General features: G+C 52.5%; 17 protein-coding genes and 1 pseudogene. 7 read left to right on the top strand and 11 right to left on the bottom strand.

Annotation, left to right across the window (positions count from 1 at the left end; all coding sequences use genetic code 11):
* Positions 1-19: 19 nt before the first annotated feature.
* From BGK46_RS07310 to def, 8 genes and pseudogenes are all read right to left on the bottom strand, one after another.
* Entirely contained in the window at positions 20-1,000 is a 981-nt protein-coding gene (locus tag BGK46_RS07310; protein WP_069588066.1) for a serine/threonine protein kinase, read from the bottom strand.
* 90 nt (positions 1,001-1,090) lie between these two features.
* Complete coding sequence (gene ccoG / locus BGK46_RS07305; RefSeq protein WP_069588065.1) at positions 1,091-2,518, bottom strand: cytochrome c oxidase accessory protein CcoG; 1,428 nt, start codon at positions 2,516-2,518, stop codon at positions 1,091-1,093.
* Positions 2,519-2,706: 188 nt separating this feature from the next.
* Positions 2,707-2,973 (bottom strand): YihD family protein, encoded by a 267-nt coding sequence (locus tag BGK46_RS07300; RefSeq protein WP_069588063.1) that lies wholly within the window; start codon positions 2,971-2,973, stop codon positions 2,707-2,709.
* A gap of 94 nt (positions 2,974-3,067) precedes the next feature.
* Positions 3,068-4,099 (bottom strand): GGDEF domain-containing protein, encoded by a 1,032-nt coding sequence (locus BGK46_RS07295; protein WP_069588062.1) that lies wholly within the window; start codon positions 4,097-4,099, stop codon positions 3,068-3,070.
* Positions 4,100-4,236: 137 nt separating this feature from the next.
* Positions 4,237-5,619, bottom strand: a pseudogene (gene trkA / locus BGK46_RS07290) (Trk system potassium transporter TrkA); the annotation flags it as partial.
* A 19-nt stretch (positions 5,620-5,638) separates the two neighbouring features.
* The gene (gene rsmB / locus BGK46_RS07285; protein WP_069588058.1) at positions 5,639-6,922 is read right to left on the bottom strand and encodes a 16S rRNA (cytosine(967)-C(5))-methyltransferase RsmB; all 1,284 of its coding nucleotides are present in this window, start codon (positions 6,920-6,922) and stop codon (positions 5,639-5,641) included.
* A 115-nt stretch (positions 6,923-7,037) separates the two neighbouring features.
* The gene (gene fmt, locus BGK46_RS07280) at positions 7,038-7,982 is read right to left on the bottom strand and encodes a methionyl-tRNA formyltransferase (RefSeq protein ID WP_069588056.1); all 945 of its coding nucleotides are present in this window, start codon (positions 7,980-7,982) and stop codon (positions 7,038-7,040) included.
* A gap of 7 nt (positions 7,983-7,989) precedes the next feature.
* Positions 7,990-8,502 carry a peptide deformylase gene (def, locus tag BGK46_RS07275; protein WP_069588055.1) on the bottom strand — a complete coding sequence of 171 codons (513 nt, stop codon included), beginning with the start codon at positions 8,500-8,502 and terminating at the stop codon, positions 7,990-7,992.
* Positions 8,503-8,619: 117 nt separating this feature from the next.
* Between def and BGK46_RS07270 the strand changes: the two genes are divergently transcribed.
* From BGK46_RS07270 to BGK46_RS07255, 4 genes are read left to right on the top strand one after another with little or no spacing between them, the layout of a single operon-like run.
* Positions 8,620-9,681: a LysM peptidoglycan-binding domain-containing protein gene (locus tag BGK46_RS07270; protein WP_069588054.1), complete on the top strand. Its 1,062-nt coding sequence runs from the start codon at positions 8,620-8,622 to the stop codon at positions 9,679-9,681.
* On the top strand, positions 9,671-10,780 hold the full coding sequence (gene dprA, locus BGK46_RS07265) for a DNA-processing protein DprA (RefSeq protein WP_069588053.1): 1,110 nt from the start codon (positions 9,671-9,673) through the stop codon (positions 10,778-10,780). Before BGK46_RS07270 ends, dprA begins: the two co-directional genes overlap by 11 nt.
* A gap of 2 nt (positions 10,781-10,782) precedes the next feature.
* The gene (locus tag BGK46_RS07260; protein WP_046074885.1) at positions 10,783-11,256 is read left to right on the top strand and encodes a DUF494 family protein; all 474 of its coding nucleotides are present in this window, start codon (positions 10,783-10,785) and stop codon (positions 11,254-11,256) included.
* A gap of 28 nt (positions 11,257-11,284) precedes the next feature.
* A complete protein-coding gene (locus BGK46_RS07255) occupies positions 11,285-11,842 on the top strand; it encodes a DNA topoisomerase family protein (RefSeq protein ID WP_069588052.1) in 558 nt (185 codons plus the stop codon).
* On the opposite strand, the gene BGK46_RS07250 is transcribed toward BGK46_RS07255, so the two are convergent.
* Positions 11,839-12,987: a 5-(carboxyamino)imidazole ribonucleotide synthase gene (locus BGK46_RS07250; protein WP_069588051.1), complete on the bottom strand. Its 1,149-nt coding sequence runs from the start codon at positions 12,985-12,987 to the stop codon at positions 11,839-11,841. The genes BGK46_RS07255 and BGK46_RS07250 overlap by 4 nt on opposite strands.
* 4 nt (positions 12,988-12,991) lie before the next feature.
* Positions 12,992-13,474 (bottom strand): 5-(carboxyamino)imidazole ribonucleotide mutase, encoded by a 483-nt coding sequence (purE, locus tag BGK46_RS07245; RefSeq protein WP_069362358.1) that lies wholly within the window; start codon positions 13,472-13,474, stop codon positions 12,992-12,994.
* A 178-nt stretch (positions 13,475-13,652) separates the two neighbouring features.
* Here purE and hemF point away from each other — a divergent pair, with 178 nt between their 5' ends.
* From hemF to BGK46_RS07230, 3 genes are read left to right on the top strand one after another with little or no spacing between them, the layout of a single operon-like run.
* Positions 13,653-14,570: an oxygen-dependent coproporphyrinogen oxidase gene (hemF, locus tag BGK46_RS07240; protein WP_241836833.1), complete on the top strand. Its 918-nt coding sequence runs from the start codon at positions 13,653-13,655 to the stop codon at positions 14,568-14,570.
* A gap of 3 nt (positions 14,571-14,573) precedes the next feature.
* Entirely contained in the window at positions 14,574-15,398 is an 825-nt protein-coding gene (gene aroE / locus BGK46_RS07235) for a shikimate dehydrogenase (protein WP_069588048.1), read from the top strand.
* Positions 15,395-15,655 (top strand): DUF1488 family protein, encoded by a 261-nt coding sequence (locus BGK46_RS07230; protein WP_069588046.1) that lies wholly within the window; start codon positions 15,395-15,397, stop codon positions 15,653-15,655. Before aroE ends, BGK46_RS07230 begins: the two co-directional genes overlap by 4 nt.
* On the opposite strand, the gene BGK46_RS07225 is transcribed toward BGK46_RS07230, so the two are convergent.
* Positions 15,652-16,191, bottom strand: a complete 540-nt coding sequence (locus BGK46_RS07225; protein ID WP_069588045.1) for a gamma carbonic anhydrase family protein — start codon at positions 16,189-16,191, stop codon at positions 15,652-15,654. The genes BGK46_RS07230 and BGK46_RS07225 overlap by 4 nt on opposite strands.
* Positions 16,192-16,684 lie beyond the last annotated feature (493 nt).

Raw genomic sequence — 16,684 nt, 5'->3', positions numbered from 1 at the left:
TCCGTTATCGGTTGAACGCTTACGGGTACAAGGTAAGCGATGGCGCTTGTAAGGCGGCAAGCTGCTCTTTAAAAGCAAGCACCTGACTTTCCCAGTATTTTGCCTCAGCAAACCAAGGGAATGCACGTGGAAATGCCGGGTCTTGCCAGCGTTTTGCTAACCACGCCATATAGTGCACCATTCTCAGACCACGTAAGGGCTCGATCAGTTGCAATTGGTCAGCGGGAAATTCACTAAACTCACGATAGCCTTCGGCAAGGGTATCAAGTTGGGCCAGCTGATCGGCACGGCTGCCGTTTAAAAACAGCCACAGATCTTGAATCGCGGGGCCATTGCGGGTGTCGTCAAAGTCGACAAATAACGGGCCATCGCGCCATAGAATATTGCTCGGGTGGCAGTCGCCATGCAAACGGATAATCGGCCAGTTGGTGTGCCATCTTTCGCTAATGGCATCGATCAGTCGGTCAAGATCGGAGAAAAAGGTCGATTTAATCCCATCGGGGATCAGACTCGCATGGGTCAATGCTTGGCGAGGTTGGTAGAGGTGGGTGTCGAGATCAAATCGCGCACGTGCCTGAAAAGGTCGAGCGGCACCGACTTGGTGAATACGGCCAAGATAGCGGCCAACCGCTTCGAGCTGGTCCCAGTTGTCGACTTCAAAGTTGCGCCCACCCACGCTGGGAAACAATGCAAAACGGTAGCCGTTGAAATGAAACAAGCTGGTCCCGTCGAGAACGAGTGGGGCGACGACGGGAACCTCCGCGTCGACTAACTCTTGGCAAAACGCATGTTCTTCAAGTATTTGCTCGTCTGTCCAGCGGGCAGGGCGATAAAACTTCACCACGTAGCGCTTGCCATCATCGGCAACAAATTGATAGACCCGATTCTCGTAGCTATTCAGTGCAAGTAAACCCGATTGTGGGTAAATCCCTACCGACTCAATGGCATCCAGTTGATGCTCAGGGGTGAGGGCGTGAAAATCAAAGCCAGGTTCAGTCATGGTTTGCTACTCATTCAGCACAGAAGTGTCATGGTAACAAATAAAAAGGGCGCTGCATGCGCCCTTGTTACCAATCAGCTGAGTGGCTGATTAAAGGTCTGTAATAAAGCGGCTTTCCGCTTGGACCTCTTTTTGTTTGTCGCCCGATGCACGCTCCATGACAAAAGTGATGTCGGCAATGCGTTGGGTCATCTCGTAGGTGTCTACGCCTAAACTGATGGGCAGTGAGAACACTTCTCCCGCTTGCACTTTAACGGTTTGTGGGCCGTACCATTGCACGTCTTTTAGCCCTTTCACCGAGAGGGTATAGGTTTCATCACTTTGGGTCTTATTGAGGATTTTCAGCGTGTAAGTATTCTCAATCAGCCCTTGATTGTTGACGCGATACAGCTGGTTACGGTCACGAATGACATCCAATTCCATGGGCATCACGGACATGGCTAAGTAGATAAACATAGCCGTGACAATGGTCATAACGACGCCGTAACCGACCAGTTTGGGTCGCATAACTGCCGTCTTCTTCCCTTCAAGCTTATGCTCGGTGGTATAGCTTATCAGTCCGCGTTCATAACCCATGCGGTCCATGGTTTGATCACAGGCATCAATACAGGCACCACAGTTGATACATTCATACTGTAGGCCATTGCGAATATCGATGCCGGTTGGGCAGACTTGAACACATAAATTACAGTCAATACAGTCACCCAGCCCCAACTCTTTAGGATCTTTTTTACGTGGACGTGGGCCACGTTTTTCACCCCGTTCGACATCATAGCCGACAATAAAAGTGTCTTTGTCGAACATGGCGGATTGGAAACGTGCATAGGGACACATATGGATACACATAATCGAGCGCATCCATCCCGCATTTCCGTAAGTACAGGCGGCAAAGAAAATCACCCAAAAACCGACCCAGAAACTGGTATCAAAGGTGACTAAGTCCACCGCCAGCTCGCGCATGGGGACAAAATAGCCGACAAAGGTCATGCCCGTAATTAAAGAAATCACCCACCATGCCGCGTGTTTCGCGGTTTTGCGTACGGCTAGCTCAGGCGTCAGTTTTAATGAGTCTTGCTTACGACGCTTGTTGGCAGCACCTTCGAGCTTTTCTTCAAACCAGATAAACAGGAAGGTCCACACAGTTTGCGGGCAAAGGTATCCGCACCAGACGCGGCCGAGGAAGGTGGTAATAAAAAAGAGTCCGAACGCCCCAAGCATCAACAAGGCTGCCAATAAGGTCAGATCTTGTGGCCAAAGTGTGGTGCCAAAAAAGGTGAACTTCTGGTTGCCGATATCGAGCAAAATCGCTTGGCGCCCTTGATACGGGATCCAAGGAATAGCAAGAAACAGCACCATGAAAAACCAGCCCATGTAGCGGCGCATTTTTTGGTAATAGCCTTTTACCGCGCGTACATAGATGCGATTGCTTGGATTAAAGCGATCGTCAGCCCCTTTATGGGTCTTCGGATTGTATTCTTTTGCGGTCACGTCTTTGACGTCTATCTTTTCGTTGCTCATGACATTGGCTTTCCTTGGGATGTCGAGGCCTTGGTACGTTGCCAGACCCTGTTTATCGTTGTGACGCGTGATTATAGCGTAGCCAGATTCGCGAATACTCTATCAGTGTCATAGTTTGCGAAACAGTCACAAACTAGAACAATTCCAGCTATAACAGCGCTCTATGTGTGCTCCCTGCCTCATTCCGCTTAAGATTGGATACCACGAGCACGCAAGATAGCGGCTTTGAAGTCCTCTTCGCTGTCTTTTGCCAAGCCGGGAATGGGGGCATTTTTATCTTCTAGTCGCATTTTGAGTTGATAGATCAAGGTGTCGTCCGAGATGTTATCCAGCCCGTCTTGATGGCCAGCCTCTTGGGCAATGACAGTGAGCATCTCGACCAGTGAGCGCTCCGGCGTTTTCTGCCACGACTGATTTAACAGCTCGAGCAGTTCATTGATGCGATGGCAATTCATAGGTGTCCTTTATGTGTGGCACGTAAAAAACACCATTTTGCCCGAGCGTATTGGGCTGAAACTTAGCCAAGATCAAATAAGGCGCAGGTGAGGATTAATTTATCGGCATCACGCGATTGCGGCCGAGTTTCTTCGCGCTGTATAAGTGCTTGTCAGCACGATGAATGAGATCTGACGCAGACTCACCCGTTTCATTATCGTACTCTGCAACGCCAATCGATACCGTGATATGGTTGAGCGTGTTGCCTCGGCGTCTGTCTTTGATAATCATCCGGTCGATAGCGGTGCGTATCGTTTCAGCAATCCGCTTGGCGCCATTGAGACGTTTTTGCGGGATGAGCAAAGCAAACTCTTCGCCGCCATAACGAAAGGCTTGGATGCCATCACGACAGTAATCGCTGAGGCGCTTCGCCACTTGTTTTAGCACAGTATCGCCAATCACATGACCATAGGTGTCGTTGAGCTTTTTAAAGTGGTCAAGGTCAATCATGGCGAGGCAAAAAGGCGGAGTGAGATTGCTGTCGATATAGGCGGCGAGTTCTCGGTCGAAGGCGCGGCGGTTTAATAGGCCGGTTAAGCCATCATGCGTGGCTTGCTCTGTCATTTCTGCCAGCGTCTGTTTGAGCTGAGAGATCTCTTGCTGCGCATCACTGAGCTGGTGCTTGAAGTAGCGGGTCGACTGGGTGAGCGATTGGGAGTCTTTAACCACGTTACGCACGACCGCGATGGTCTCATCGATAGACAAGCCTTCATCTTCCACCCGCGCAAGCTGTTCGAAGGTGCGATCTAACACACTCTGGAAGGCATCGGTGTCTTGCAACGTATCCGACATCGAGTGGCTCATCTCGGTCATCATCGACTCGAGGCTTTGCTTGAGAGCGCTCATGTCTTGGCTGTGTTTATCGGCGACGTGTTTTTGGTAGAGCATGTCACTTTGCAGCGGACTGCAGGTGCCATGATGTGTGAGCGTGTCGTCCACATCCGCATTGAGTTGAGGATCGGTATCCGCGACATAGGTGTACCACAATGCGTAGTTGGTAGGGGTGGTGGGCACCTTGTATTTCATCATTAACGGCACGGCTTTCTTTAGAAAACCGGTCGATTGTTGAAACTGATCATCCGACATGGCTACGTTGATACTCCCTGTCCGGTCGGGGGCCGAAAAAACACGTTATTATCAGTGTATACCCAAATTTAGGGCGCTGGCAGTGCGCGAGCCAAAAGTGTGTACCTGTAGGCCAGATTGGCCTACAGGGCATTGATTTAGAGAAAGAAAGGACTGGGCTGGAACAGGCGCTCTACGTCTGGAATGTATTTTTTATCGACCAAGAACATCACCACATGGTCGTCTTGTTGGATCACGGTTTTATCGTGTGCAATCAACACTTCTTCGCCACGTACCACTGCCCCGATGGTGGTGCCGGGGGGCAGTTTGATATCGCCAATCTCACGGCCCACGACTTTGGATGTTGCAGCATCACCATGAGCGATGGCCTCGATGGCTTCGGCCGCGCCACGCCGTAGCGATGACACATTGACGATGTCACCACGACGCACGTGGGTTAGCAGGGCAGAGATAGTCGCTTGTTGAGGCGAGATGGCAATATCGATCGCGCCGCCTTGTACCAAGTCGACATACGCACCGCGTTGAATCAGCACCATGACTTTCTTTGCCCCAAGGCGTTTGGCCAACATGGCAGACATGATGTTTGCTTCATCTTCGTTGGTCACCGCGATAAAGACATCGATTTGGTCAATGTGCTCTTCGCTCAACAGCTCTTGATCGGAGGCATCGCCACAAAATACCGTGGTATCTTCCAGCAACTCAGATAGGTGTTCGGCTCGGGCAGGATCGCGCTCGATAAGCTTAACGCTGTATTGGCGTTCAAGTGCCATGGCTAGGCCAGCCCCGATATTCCCGCCCCCGACAATCATGATCCGTTTGTAGGGTTTTTCGAGGCGTTGCAATTCACTCATCACGGAGCGAATGTGGTTACTGGCGGCGACAAAAAACACTTCGTCATCGGCTTCGATAATGGTGGTGCCTTGCGGACGAATGGGGCGATCGCGACGGAAGATAGCGGCAACACGGGTATCGACGTGCGGCATATGCTCACGCAGCGCCGACAAGGCCTTTCCGACAAGCGGGCCGCCGTAATACGCTTTGACGGCGACTAAGCCCACTTTGTTATCGGCAAAACCGACCACCTGCAGCGCCCCGGGATATTCAATGAGGCGGCGAATGTAGCGGGTAACGAGCTCTTCGGGCGCAATTAAATGATCGACCGGGCAGGCCTCGCGATTAAACAGCTGATCTTTGACTGCCAAGTACTCTGGGCTGCGGATCCGGGCGACACGGTTAGGTGTATTAAATCGGGTATACGCAACCTGACAAGCAATCATATTGGTCTCGTCAGAATTGGTGACCGCAACTAACATATCAGCATCTTGTGCGCCAGCTTCTTGCAGCGTTGAGGGATGGCTGGCATAGCCTTGCACCACGCGCAGATCGTATTTGTCTTGCAAGTCACGCAGTCGTTCAGGCGCACAATCGACAATGGTGATGTCGTTGTTTTCACCCACCAAGTTTTCTGCCAAGGTGCCGCCGACTTGTCCGGCGCCCAAGATGATGATTTTCATGTTATTAACTCTCCCTGCTTGGCACTTAGGTCAGTGACTTTTCCAAGCATGCGTAGTAAAAGCCGTCCATGTCTTGCTCGCCGGGTAAAACCTGACGCCCCGGTACTTCTGACGTGCCGGTGCGTAAGTTGGCATCTGGTGTACGGGCGAGAAAATCACGGATTTGATGGCGATTTTCATCAGGTAAAACAGAACAGGTTGCATACACAAGAGTACCGCCCGGCTTAAGCTGCTGCCACATTGCATCCAAGATTGCCGCTTGGAGCGTGACGAGGGCGGCAATGTCGCTATCACGGCGTAACCATTTGATGTCGGGGTGGCGACGGATCACACCGGTTGCCGAACAGGGTGCATCCAGCAAAATACGGTCAAATGCGGGACCTGAATGCCAAGCGCTGGGTTCGCGAGCATCGGCTTGTTTCACCGTGGCATTAAGCCCCAGTCGAGCAAGGTTCTCTTTGACGCGGCTCAATCTTTGCGCATCGGCATCAATCGCGGTCACGTGTGCGCTAGGTTGGTGCTCTAAGATATGACAGGTTTTTCCGCCCGGTGCCGCACAGCAATCAAGAATCGTCTCGTTTGCTTGCGGGGTCAGGTAGTCGACCGCGAGCTGGGCGGCGGCGTCTTGGACGGATACCCAACCTTGGTCAAACCCTGGTAAGCGCGAGACATCGCACGGCTTGGCTAATTTGATCGCATCGCCAGCCTCAACGAAGCACTCTCCATCAATGCCCGCTTCTTTGAGTAGTGCAAGATAGGTATCAGGGCGATGGTACTGACGATTAACCCGCAGCCACATGGGCGCTTTTTGATGGTTGGCTGCGACAATTGCTTGCCATTGCTCCGGATATGCTTCTTGTAACCGCTTGAGTAGCCAACTGGGGTGGCAAAACTCGCCGGCGGCATTGGCGGTACTGGCTTCATCTAACGCGGTTTGCTCGCGTTGATATTGACGCAAGATGGCATTGATCAACCCACGAAGTTGAGGGCGCTTGAGTGTTTGGGTGGCGTTCACGGTTTCAGCCACTGCTGCATGCGCTGGGATGCGCATATAACCTAATTGATACAGGCCGACCAGAATGAGGTGATGGAAGACACGTTGTTTGCCTTTCAGTGGCTTATCCATCAAGGATTGCACGATTTGCTCAAGGCGTGGCAACCAACGTAAGGTGCCATAACACATCTCTTGTAATAAGGCCGCGTCACGCGGTGCGATACGTTGCTGGGCTAAAGGCAGTTGTTGTGACAGGGACTGACCCTGATCGACAACTTGATACAGAACGCGGGCAGCCGCGGCTCTTACATTCATGCTGTTACCTACATTGCAGCCAAGTGGCGAGTCGTATGCCACCAAGGGGCGTTAACCAATAAAAAAGGCCAGTGGACTGGCCTTTGAATGACGATGACACGGGAAACCGTGTTCATTATAGCCGTGTACCAATCTCAAACCATTCACGGCGGGCGTTGAGCAGCTCATGGGCTTGCATGGCTTTTTTACCGGGAGGCTGAAGCTGCGTTAGCTGGAGTACACCTTTTCCGGTAGCAACCTGAATACCGTGCTTATCGGTATTGATCACTGTGCCCGGTGTGGCGTCAACATCAATGTCGAGCACATTGGCCTGCCAGACTTTGATATTTTGCTCTCCCAAGGTGAAGTAGCTGACTGGACGTGGATTAAAGGCGCGAATGCAGCGTCCGATAAACGCAGCATCTTGTGTCCAATCAATTTTGGCTTCTTGCTTGGTCAGCTTCTCGGCATAGTTGGCTTTGGCATCGTTTTGTGGCTCGGCAAGAATAATGCCGTTGGCCATGTCATTGAGACAATCAATCAAGGCTTGGGGCCCCAATTCTGCCAAACGCGTATACAAGCTGGCACTGGTATCGGTTTCTTCGATAGGCAGCGTGGCGATTTTTAGCATATCACCGGTATCAAGGCCTTCGTCCATCTGCATGATGGTGACACCGGTTTCGGTATCGCCCGCCCATACGGCACGCTCTATCGGCGCGGCGCCGCGCCAACGTGGCAAGATAGAACCGTGGACATTTACACAGCCCAGACGAGGTGTATCCAATACCGCTTTGGGCAGAATCAGCCCGTAAGCGACCACCACCATCACGTCGGCATTTAAGGCAGCCAGTTCCGCTTGTGCTTGTTCATCACGCAACGTGCGGGGTTGATACACGGGTAAGTTATGCTCAAGCGCGAGCTTTTTCACTGGGCTTGCCGTGAGCTTCTTGCCTCGGCCTGCCGGTTTATCTTCGCGGCTATAAACCGCAATCACCTCATGCTCGCTGTTGAGCAGGGCCTGCAAATGGCGCGCGGCAAAATCCGGCGTGCCCGCAAATACAATACGCAGCGGTGTACTCAAAGTGACCTCAGCTTGCTTTTTGGTTAGCGCGTTTGATTTTTTCCATCTTCTGCTTGATGCGTTGACGCTTCAATGGCGAGAGGTAGTCAACAAATAACTTACCTTCCAAATGGTCGAGCTCATGCTGGACACAAATGGCCAACAGGTCGTCAGCATCAAACTGAAATGGATTGCCGTCGCGGTCTAACGCTTTCACAGTCACTTCGGCAGCACGTGGCACTAAGGCACGGGAACCCGGTACGGACAGGCAGCCTTCTTCGATACCGTCTTCGCCACGTTTTTCGATGATCTCTGGGTTAATTAACACCATAGGGTCATTACGGGTTTCAGATATATCGATCACCACGATACGTTGGTGAAAATCCACCTGGGTCGCGGCGAGACCAATACCGTCTTCGTCGTACATGGTCTCGAGCATGTCGTCGACCATTTTTTGGATCTCAGGCGTCACTGCTTCGACCGGCTTGGCGACGGTGCGAAGACGCTCATCTGGGAATGTTAATACGTTCAATAAAGCCATAACGTCTCATAAAAATTGAACTGTGCCGAAAGCGGCACGGGGTAATTGGGTTAATTCTAGACATTTTGACAGCCAATTGACAGCATCAGCATCATCCGTCTGGTGAGGAAGACATTGATGACAAGAAAGCTATTCAATCTCGCCGCCGCTGGGCTATTGGCTATCGCGCTACCAGTACTGGCAGCCAGCTCTGCCGAGAGTCAGCGATATGTGGTTGAGCGAGGGGATACCCTGTGGGATATCGCCGCTACCTTTTTCGATAACCCTTGGCAATGGCCTGAGGTGTGGTACGCAAATCCGACCATAAAGGATCCCAATCTGATTTATCCCGGCGATGTGCTCACCCTCACATGGCAAGCGGGGAAACCGACCGTTAGCTATAAGCCTAGGCGTGCGATTGCAGCAAAGGGAGATTCGCCTAAGACGCCAGCGCTGAGCAGTGTCGATCCTATGCTGCTGCCGTACTTACAGCAGGACATGCTGGTTGAAAAGGCGCGTTTGGTGGCGCTGCCTCGCGTCCTTGGATCGACGGATGGGCGTCAATATCTGTCAGTGCACGATACCCTGTATGTGGATGCGTCGCTGAGTGTTAAGGATTGGCAAGTGTTTCGGGTTGAGAAAACCTTTTTACGCCCTGCGCCGTCAGATGCTAGCGCCGAACCTACCGCGATGGTGAGCTTAAAACATGTGGCTGATGGGCGTATTCGTGCGCTAAGTGAAGGGCGCAGTGTGATGACATTGACACGAGTGGTGCAGGAAGTGCGCCCCAATGATGTCTTGTTACCTTTACCCGAGAACACGCATCCGCGTTTTTGGCCCCAAGCGGCTCAAACTGATGCCACATTATTAGGGCATCTGTATGGCAGTGAGTATGTCGCGAATGGTCAGCTTGTGGTACTTGATAAAGGCGCCAATGATGGCGTGACAGCCGGGCAAATGTTTACTGTCACTGAAGCCGGTGCCAACGTATTAAATGGTCCTGGTGAGTATCGCTATCAAAACGCAAGTGACAGTGCCGCCCAGCCGATGACCGCCTTGCCTGATGTGACGGTGGGACAAACCATGGTGGTTCGGGCATACCCTTGGGTCAGTTTGGCTGTGATCACCCAAGCGCGTCAGCCAATTAAAGCCGGCATGCATGCGGTGCCACCTTCCCCTCAACTGGCCTATGCGCGATAAATCCCTGCGAGGGTGGTTGATACTGACCCAAGTGCCGCGGTTGCGCGTTTCTCAGCGACGCGCGCTGTTGGCCAAAGTGCCCATCGATGCGTTGAGTGAGCAAACTGCTCATGATCTTGCCGCGGTTGGCTTAACCGCGGAGCAATGTCAGGCTATCACGCATCCCAATCATGCCATGATTGAGCGTAGCCTTGAGTGGGCGAGGCAAGAGCATTGCCACCTGGTTGGCTTTGATCATCCAGCTTACCCTGCATTACTCCGAGAAATCGCACGGCCGCCTTTGCTCTTGTATGTGCAAGGCGATCTGGCTTGCTTGGCGATGCCTCAATTGGCGATGGTGGGCAGTCGTCACGCGACCCCGCAAGGTTTAGAAACGGCGTATCAATTTGCTAAACAACTGGTTGAGCATGGTGTTGCGATTACCAGTGGGCTTGCGCTAGGTATCGATGGCCGAGCACACAAAGGCGCTCTTGAAGGCCACGGCAAGACATTGGCGGTGCTAGGAAGCGGGCTTGCCAATGTGTATCCTGCACGACATCGCGCATTGGCCGAGCGGATTGAAGCACAGGGCGCACTGGTTTCAGAGTTCTGGCCAGAGGCACCGCCAAGAGCCGAACACTTTCCGCGCCGCAACCGGTTGATCAGTGGCTTGTCGGCAGGCGTATTAGTGGTAGAGGCCGCGCCACAAAGTGGGTCGCTGATCACGGCACGTTATGCACTTGAGCAAAATCGTGATGTGTTTGCGATTCCTGGGCCCATTGACCAAGTTCAGTCGCGTGGATGCCACCAATTGATTAAACAAGGGGCCACACTCACAGACTGTGTCGATGATATCTTGCATGAAATTGATAGCCTGATAAGCTTCGCCGCGTGTCAACAAACCGAATTATTTAGTGACGCGCCTAAGTTAGATACACATGAAGGATTGCCATTTCCTGAGCTGTTGGCTAACGTAGGTACTAAAGCGACGTGTGTCGACGTACTGGCTGAGCGCTGCAACCAACCGGTTCACGAAATCATGATGCAGTTGTTAGACTTAGAACTCCAGGGGCTTGTAGCAGCAGTACCCGGTGGCTATGTCAGAACGAGGAGGGGCTAGCCATGATGGACATTCTTATGTACCTGTTCGAAACCTACATCCACAGCGATGTGGAAGTGATGATCGATCAGGACGAGTTAGCAGATGAATTGTCCCGCGCGGGTTTTCATCAAGACGATATATATAAAGCCCTGAACTGGCTTGAAAAGCTGGCACAGTTGCAAAATGCGGATAAACAGCCTTACCTATCAGGCAGTGCCCAAAGCTCGATCCGAATCTATACCGAGCAAGAAACGCGCTTTATTGACCAAGAAAGCCGAGGCTTCCTCTTATTCTTAGAGCAGGCTGGGGTGCTTTCACCGGAAACGCGTGAAATGGTCATCGATCGGGTGATGGAACTCGAGACCCAAGAATTTGGTCTTGATGATCTAAAATGGGTTATTTTGATGGTGCTGTTTAACGTGCCCGGTAACGAACGTGCGTATACACAGATGGAAGAAATGTTGTACGACGCACAAGAGGGATACGTGCATTAACGCTTATCAATGACAGTAAAAGGTGTGAATGAGTAAAGATAACACCCCGAATACCCACGAGCGCTGCCCGGAATGTGGCAGCGCTCTTGCGTTTAAATCGGGCAAACGAGGCCCGTTTCTGGCCTGTACCGCCTATCCAGACTGCCACTATACCAAAGCGTTACATCATGGTGATGGCCATGTAGTAAAAGCGCTTGGCGTGGCTTGCCCGGCGTGTCATCAGGGAGAATTGGTGTTACGCCAAGGTCGATTCGGTATGTTTATTGGCTGTGATCAGTTCCCGCAATGTACGCATATCGAAAAACCGGATGAACCCGATCATACCACCCTAACCTGCCCAGCCTGCCACAAAGGTGAGCTGGTGGAGCGCACCTCGCGTTACGGCAAGCGCTTTTTTGCCTGTGACCAATACCCTAAGTGTCATTTTGCGGTAAATGTACAACCGATAGCCGGCACCTGCGAGCAATGTGGCTTTGCGCTGCTGGTGGAGCGTAAGAAAGGTGGCAAGACAGTACATCAATGTGCCGATAAGTCCTGCAGCGCGATTCAGGGTGAATCGGCTGCAGAATCGGAGAGCGAAGGCTAATCGGTTTGCGCGGCGAGAGCTAATGCCGCCGATTTCAAACCGTGAAAAGCATCGCAGGGAAGGTAGCTGGCGAGACTGGCTAACTTGGTGGCAAGCGCCGCGTTCGATGTGGCCGTGACATTAATATGACCCACTTTGCGCCCCGGACGAGGCGTTTTGTTATACCAATGCACATGGGCATCACGATAGGTCGCAAGCGGGACACTGCCTTGGCCTAAGATATTAATCATCGCCGTTGGCTGGATTAAATCGGTCGGGCCAAGAGGTAAGCCGCTGACGGCGCGCAGGTGGTTTTCAAATTGGCAACACGCGCTACCTTGCTGTGTCCAGTGACCGGAGTTGTGCACCCGAGGCGCTATCTCGTTCACCAGCAAGCTGCCGTCCACATCAAAGAATTCCACCGCGAGTACCCCCACATAGTTCAGCGCGCCGGCAATCTTTTCTAACATGTCCGCCGCCTGTGTTTGCAAGGCATCCTCATCCGGGCGCACCACAGACAAGGTTAGTATCCCATCATGGTGGTGGTTTTGGGTCAGGCTATAGCTGGCAAATTCACCATTCGCGCCACGCACACCAATCAGTGACACTTCTCGGTCAAAAGGGATCATGGCTTCGGCAATGATGGCTTGGCCATCGCGCTGTTCGGGCGCGGTGAGAAAGGCGTCGAGCTCTGCCCACAATGCGTGAAGATCATCGCCGTCACGATAGCGCCACTGTCCTTTGCCGTCATAACCATCCAAGGTGCTTTTGAGGACCAAGGGTGCGCCCAGTGCGTCGACCGCCTTTTCTAAATCAGCCTGTGTATGCACCACACGGTACGGTGCATTGGCGACACCTGCTTGCATCAGCAGCGCTTTCTCAATTTGGCGGTCGCCACCGGTTAGAATCGCTTGGGCACTGGGGCGTAACTTCCCGCTTTGCTCGCAGTGATGCAAGATATCAGCGGGGATATGCTCAAATTCCGCGGTGATAATATCCGCGCCGGCGATGGCCGTATTGAGGCCGTGCCCCAGTGGTTGCAGCGTCAGTGGGTGAACAATGTCGCCACTACGCACATCATAGGCGCTGACGATAAGGTTGAGCGGCGCGCCGGCCAAGGCCATCATCCGAGCCAGTTGTCCCGCGCCTAACACCAGAATATTCATGGCCTTAGCCTTGTGGGTTGGGTTGAGCGAGAACGGCCTCAGTTTGCGCTTGGCGAAACGCATCCACTTTTGCCATCAAATCAGGGTCGGCCGTTGCGAGAATTTGTGCCGCAAGGAGGCCTGCATTCGCGGCGCCTGCGTCACCAATGGCGAGCGTGCCCACAGCCACACCTTTGGGCATTTGAGCAATAGAAAGCAACGAGTCCATTCCCTTTAATGCTTTTGACTGGACCGGAACGCCGAGCACCGGCAGGCTGGTGTGTGCGGCGGTCATCCCAGGCAGATGGGCGGCACCACCGGCGCCAGCAATAATCACTTTAATCCCGCGCTCGGCCGCTTGTTGGGCGTAGTCGGCAAGTAACTGTGGTGTGCGATGGGCAGAGACAATACGGGTTTCGTAAGGGATGGCAAAGTGATCCAACATAGCCGCTGCATGTGTCATGGTAGGCCAATCGGATTGCGAGCCCATGATGATACCGACAGTCATAATACGTCCTTCTTGATGACAAGCGTGAATAAGATAAGCTGAGCGTGACGCGAATTATACCCAGATTTCATCGCAAGGAAAACGTTTGCGTCAGCGGTGGGGGATGAAATTCCGTCAAGATCCCAGTGCGTGGATCAGGTAAAGTAAGCACATGGTCTCAGTAACAAAGGATGTGAGCGTGGCACACGGTCAGTCGACAATTGATAAGCAAGCCGTGAAGGCTTTTTTCCTCCAACTTCAAGATGATATTTGCCAACAGCTTGCGCAAGAAGATGGTCAAGCGCGTTTTATTGAAGATGCGTGGGAGCGTGAGAAAGGGGGCGGTGGCCGCAGTCGCGTCCTGCGTCAGGGTCAAGTATTTGAGCAAGCGGGAGTGAACTTCTCGCACGTATTTGGCGATCAAATGCCTGCCTCGGCGACCGCGCACCGTCCAGAGCTTGCCGGGCGCTGTTTTGAGGCCATGGGGGTGTCGTTAGTGATCCATCCTCATAACCCGTACGTGCCGACCTCGCACGCAAACGTGCGGTTTTTCATTGCCGAAAAAGAAGGTGCAGATCCTGTGTGGTGGTTTGGCGGCGGCTTTGACCTCACACCTTTCTATCCGTTCGAGGAAGACTGCCAGCACTGGCATCAGACCGCCAAAGCCTTATGTGCGCCCTTTGGTGATAGCGTATACGCTGATCACAAAGCATGGTGCGATCGCTATTTTTATCTGCCCCATCGTGATGAAACCCGTGGCGTCGGCGGGCTTTTCTTTGATGATTTGAACCAATGGCCATTCGAACAGTGCTTTGCCTACACTCAAGCGGTTGGAAAAGGCTTTATCGATGCCTACCTGCCGATAGTACAGCGCCGCAAAGCCACGCCCTATGGTGAGCGAGAACGCGATTTTCAGCTTTATCGCCGCGGACGCTATGTCGAGTTTAACTTGGTGTATGACAGAGGCACGCTATTTGGCTTACAAAGTGGTGGGCGTACCGAATCTATTCTGATGTCGATGCCGCCGATGGCGCGCTGGGAATATAATTGGTCACCTGATGACGATGCACCGGAAGCGAGACTTTATCGCGACTACCTTAAACCGAGGGAGTGGTAACGGATGACCGAACGTTATTGCGTGGTAGGCCACCCGATTGGCCATAGTAAGTCGCCGCAGATCCACGCCGCATTTGCGACGCAAACCCAACAAGACATCGACTATCAAGCCATTGAGGCGCCGCTTGAAGGCTTTGTGACCACCATGCAGGCGTTTTTTGCGCAAGGAGGGCGCGGCGCCAATGTGACCGTACCTTTTAAACAGCAAGCGTATGAATGGGCTGATACACTGACAGAGCGTGCCCGCCGCGCCGGTGCCGTGAATACGCTGGTTAAGCAAAGCGATGGTTCCCTACTGGGTGATAATACGGACGGGGCAGGTTTGGTAACTGACTTACACTACCACCATGTGGCACTGCGCGATAAGCGCATTATGGTTGTGGGAGCAGGCGGTGCAGCAAGGGGTGTGTTGCTTCCTTTACTGGAGCAAGAGCCAGCATTGCTGATGATAGTGAATCGCACCGAGCAAAAAGCCCAGCAATTAGCCGCTGCATTTGGTGAGGCCGGACCGATCGCCAGTCATGCCGTGGATAAACCCATGGCGGCGCCCGTTGATGTGATCATTAATGCGACCTCGGCGAGCTTACATCAAAGCCATCCCCCTCTCCCGCAAGGAGCGATTGGTCCAGCGACCACTGTCTATGACATGGTGTATCAAGCTGGCTGTACAACCAGCAACCAATGGGCGCAACGCCAAGGAGCAGGGCGATGTTTAGACGGCTTGGGCATGCTGGTGGAACAAGCGGCGGAAAGCTTTGCTATATGGCGTGGCTGTCGGCCGCAAACCGAACGTGTGCGCGAGCAGTTAAGAGAGGCACTCAGTCGATGAATCAATCCCTTATTCTGGCTGCGGACGAAGCGCAGGTCGATACCGCAAAGGCGCGTGTTTGTTTCTACGGTCAACTTAATGGTGCGTTGTTAACATGCGCTGTCCGCTTTACCACCTTATCTGCGCTCGCCGGCTGTGCGGTAGACTCGGATAATGCGCAGGCGATTGTCGAACGGGCTTGGTTTGATATTGAAGAGCAAATGGAAGCGGCCATCGAATCAGAAGCGTTTGAACCCGATGGCAGCTTGGTGATCTAGTGCTCGCAGCGGTAGATGTCTTTAGTGTCGACATAGTTTTGCGCTGAGCGTGCAAAATAGGCGCGCTCTTTGTCAGTGAGGGGGCGAACCTGTTTGACCGGTGAGCCAACATACAGGTAGCCGCTCTCTAAGCGTTTTCCGGGCGGGACTAAACTGCCAGCGCCAATTAGCACTTCATCTTCAATCACAGCGTCGTCAAGAATAATCGTCCCCATTCCCACTAGAACTCGGTTGCCAATCCGGCAGCCGTGTAACATGACCTTGTGGCCGATTGTCACTTCTTTGCCAATGATCAGCGGGTAACCTTGTGGGTTTTCGGCATTTTTATGGGTGACATGAAGGACGGAGCCATCTTGCACATTGGTCCGTGCGCCAATCTGGATATGGTTCACGTCACCACGCGCTGCAACCAGCGGCCAAATACTCACATCATCACCTAGCGTAATATCGCCAGCCAATACACTGGATTCATCAATATAGACGCGTTCGCCAAGCTGAGGCGTCATGCCTTTATAAGCGCGCAGCTGTTTTGCCATCACAAATCCCTCTTTATATCGCTATACAATGTCAGATAACGCTGACTTTGGTACCAGTTTTACACCCTAGCGAGCAAAAAAACAGCGAGTGACAGTTTTTTTCTAAAAAACCACTAAAAAGGGGTTGCCAATCTGATCAGCTTCCCTATAATGCGCCTCCATCGACACGGCACACAGGGCAAGCGCTCAGCGGCCATGTCGGGGCAAAAAATCAAATAAAAATAAACGCTTGACGTCAGTTTTTAAATGATTAAGATAGCCCACCTACTTAACGCCGACAACGCGTTAGGGGAGTCAAAAAGAGGTTTTGTTTTCGCTGGTTGGCATCAATAAAAAGATAAAATTTCTTCTTGACTTCATCGGCAAGGCGAGTAATATACGCAGCCCTGACCGAGCGAAGCAACGCTTCGCAAGTCAACGCTCTTTAACAATTTGACCTATGCAATCTGTGTGGGCACTCGTTGAGAATAGACAAAAGATTTATTCGATGAAC

It is taken from the genome of Salinivibrio sp. SS2 (genome assembly GCF_001722075.1).
Lineage (GTDB): Bacteria > Pseudomonadota > Gammaproteobacteria > Enterobacterales > Vibrionaceae > Salinivibrio > Salinivibrio proteolyticus.
The sequence above is the reverse complement of the archived record's forward strand: the minus strand, read 5'-3'. Positions and strand labels throughout refer to the sequence as shown.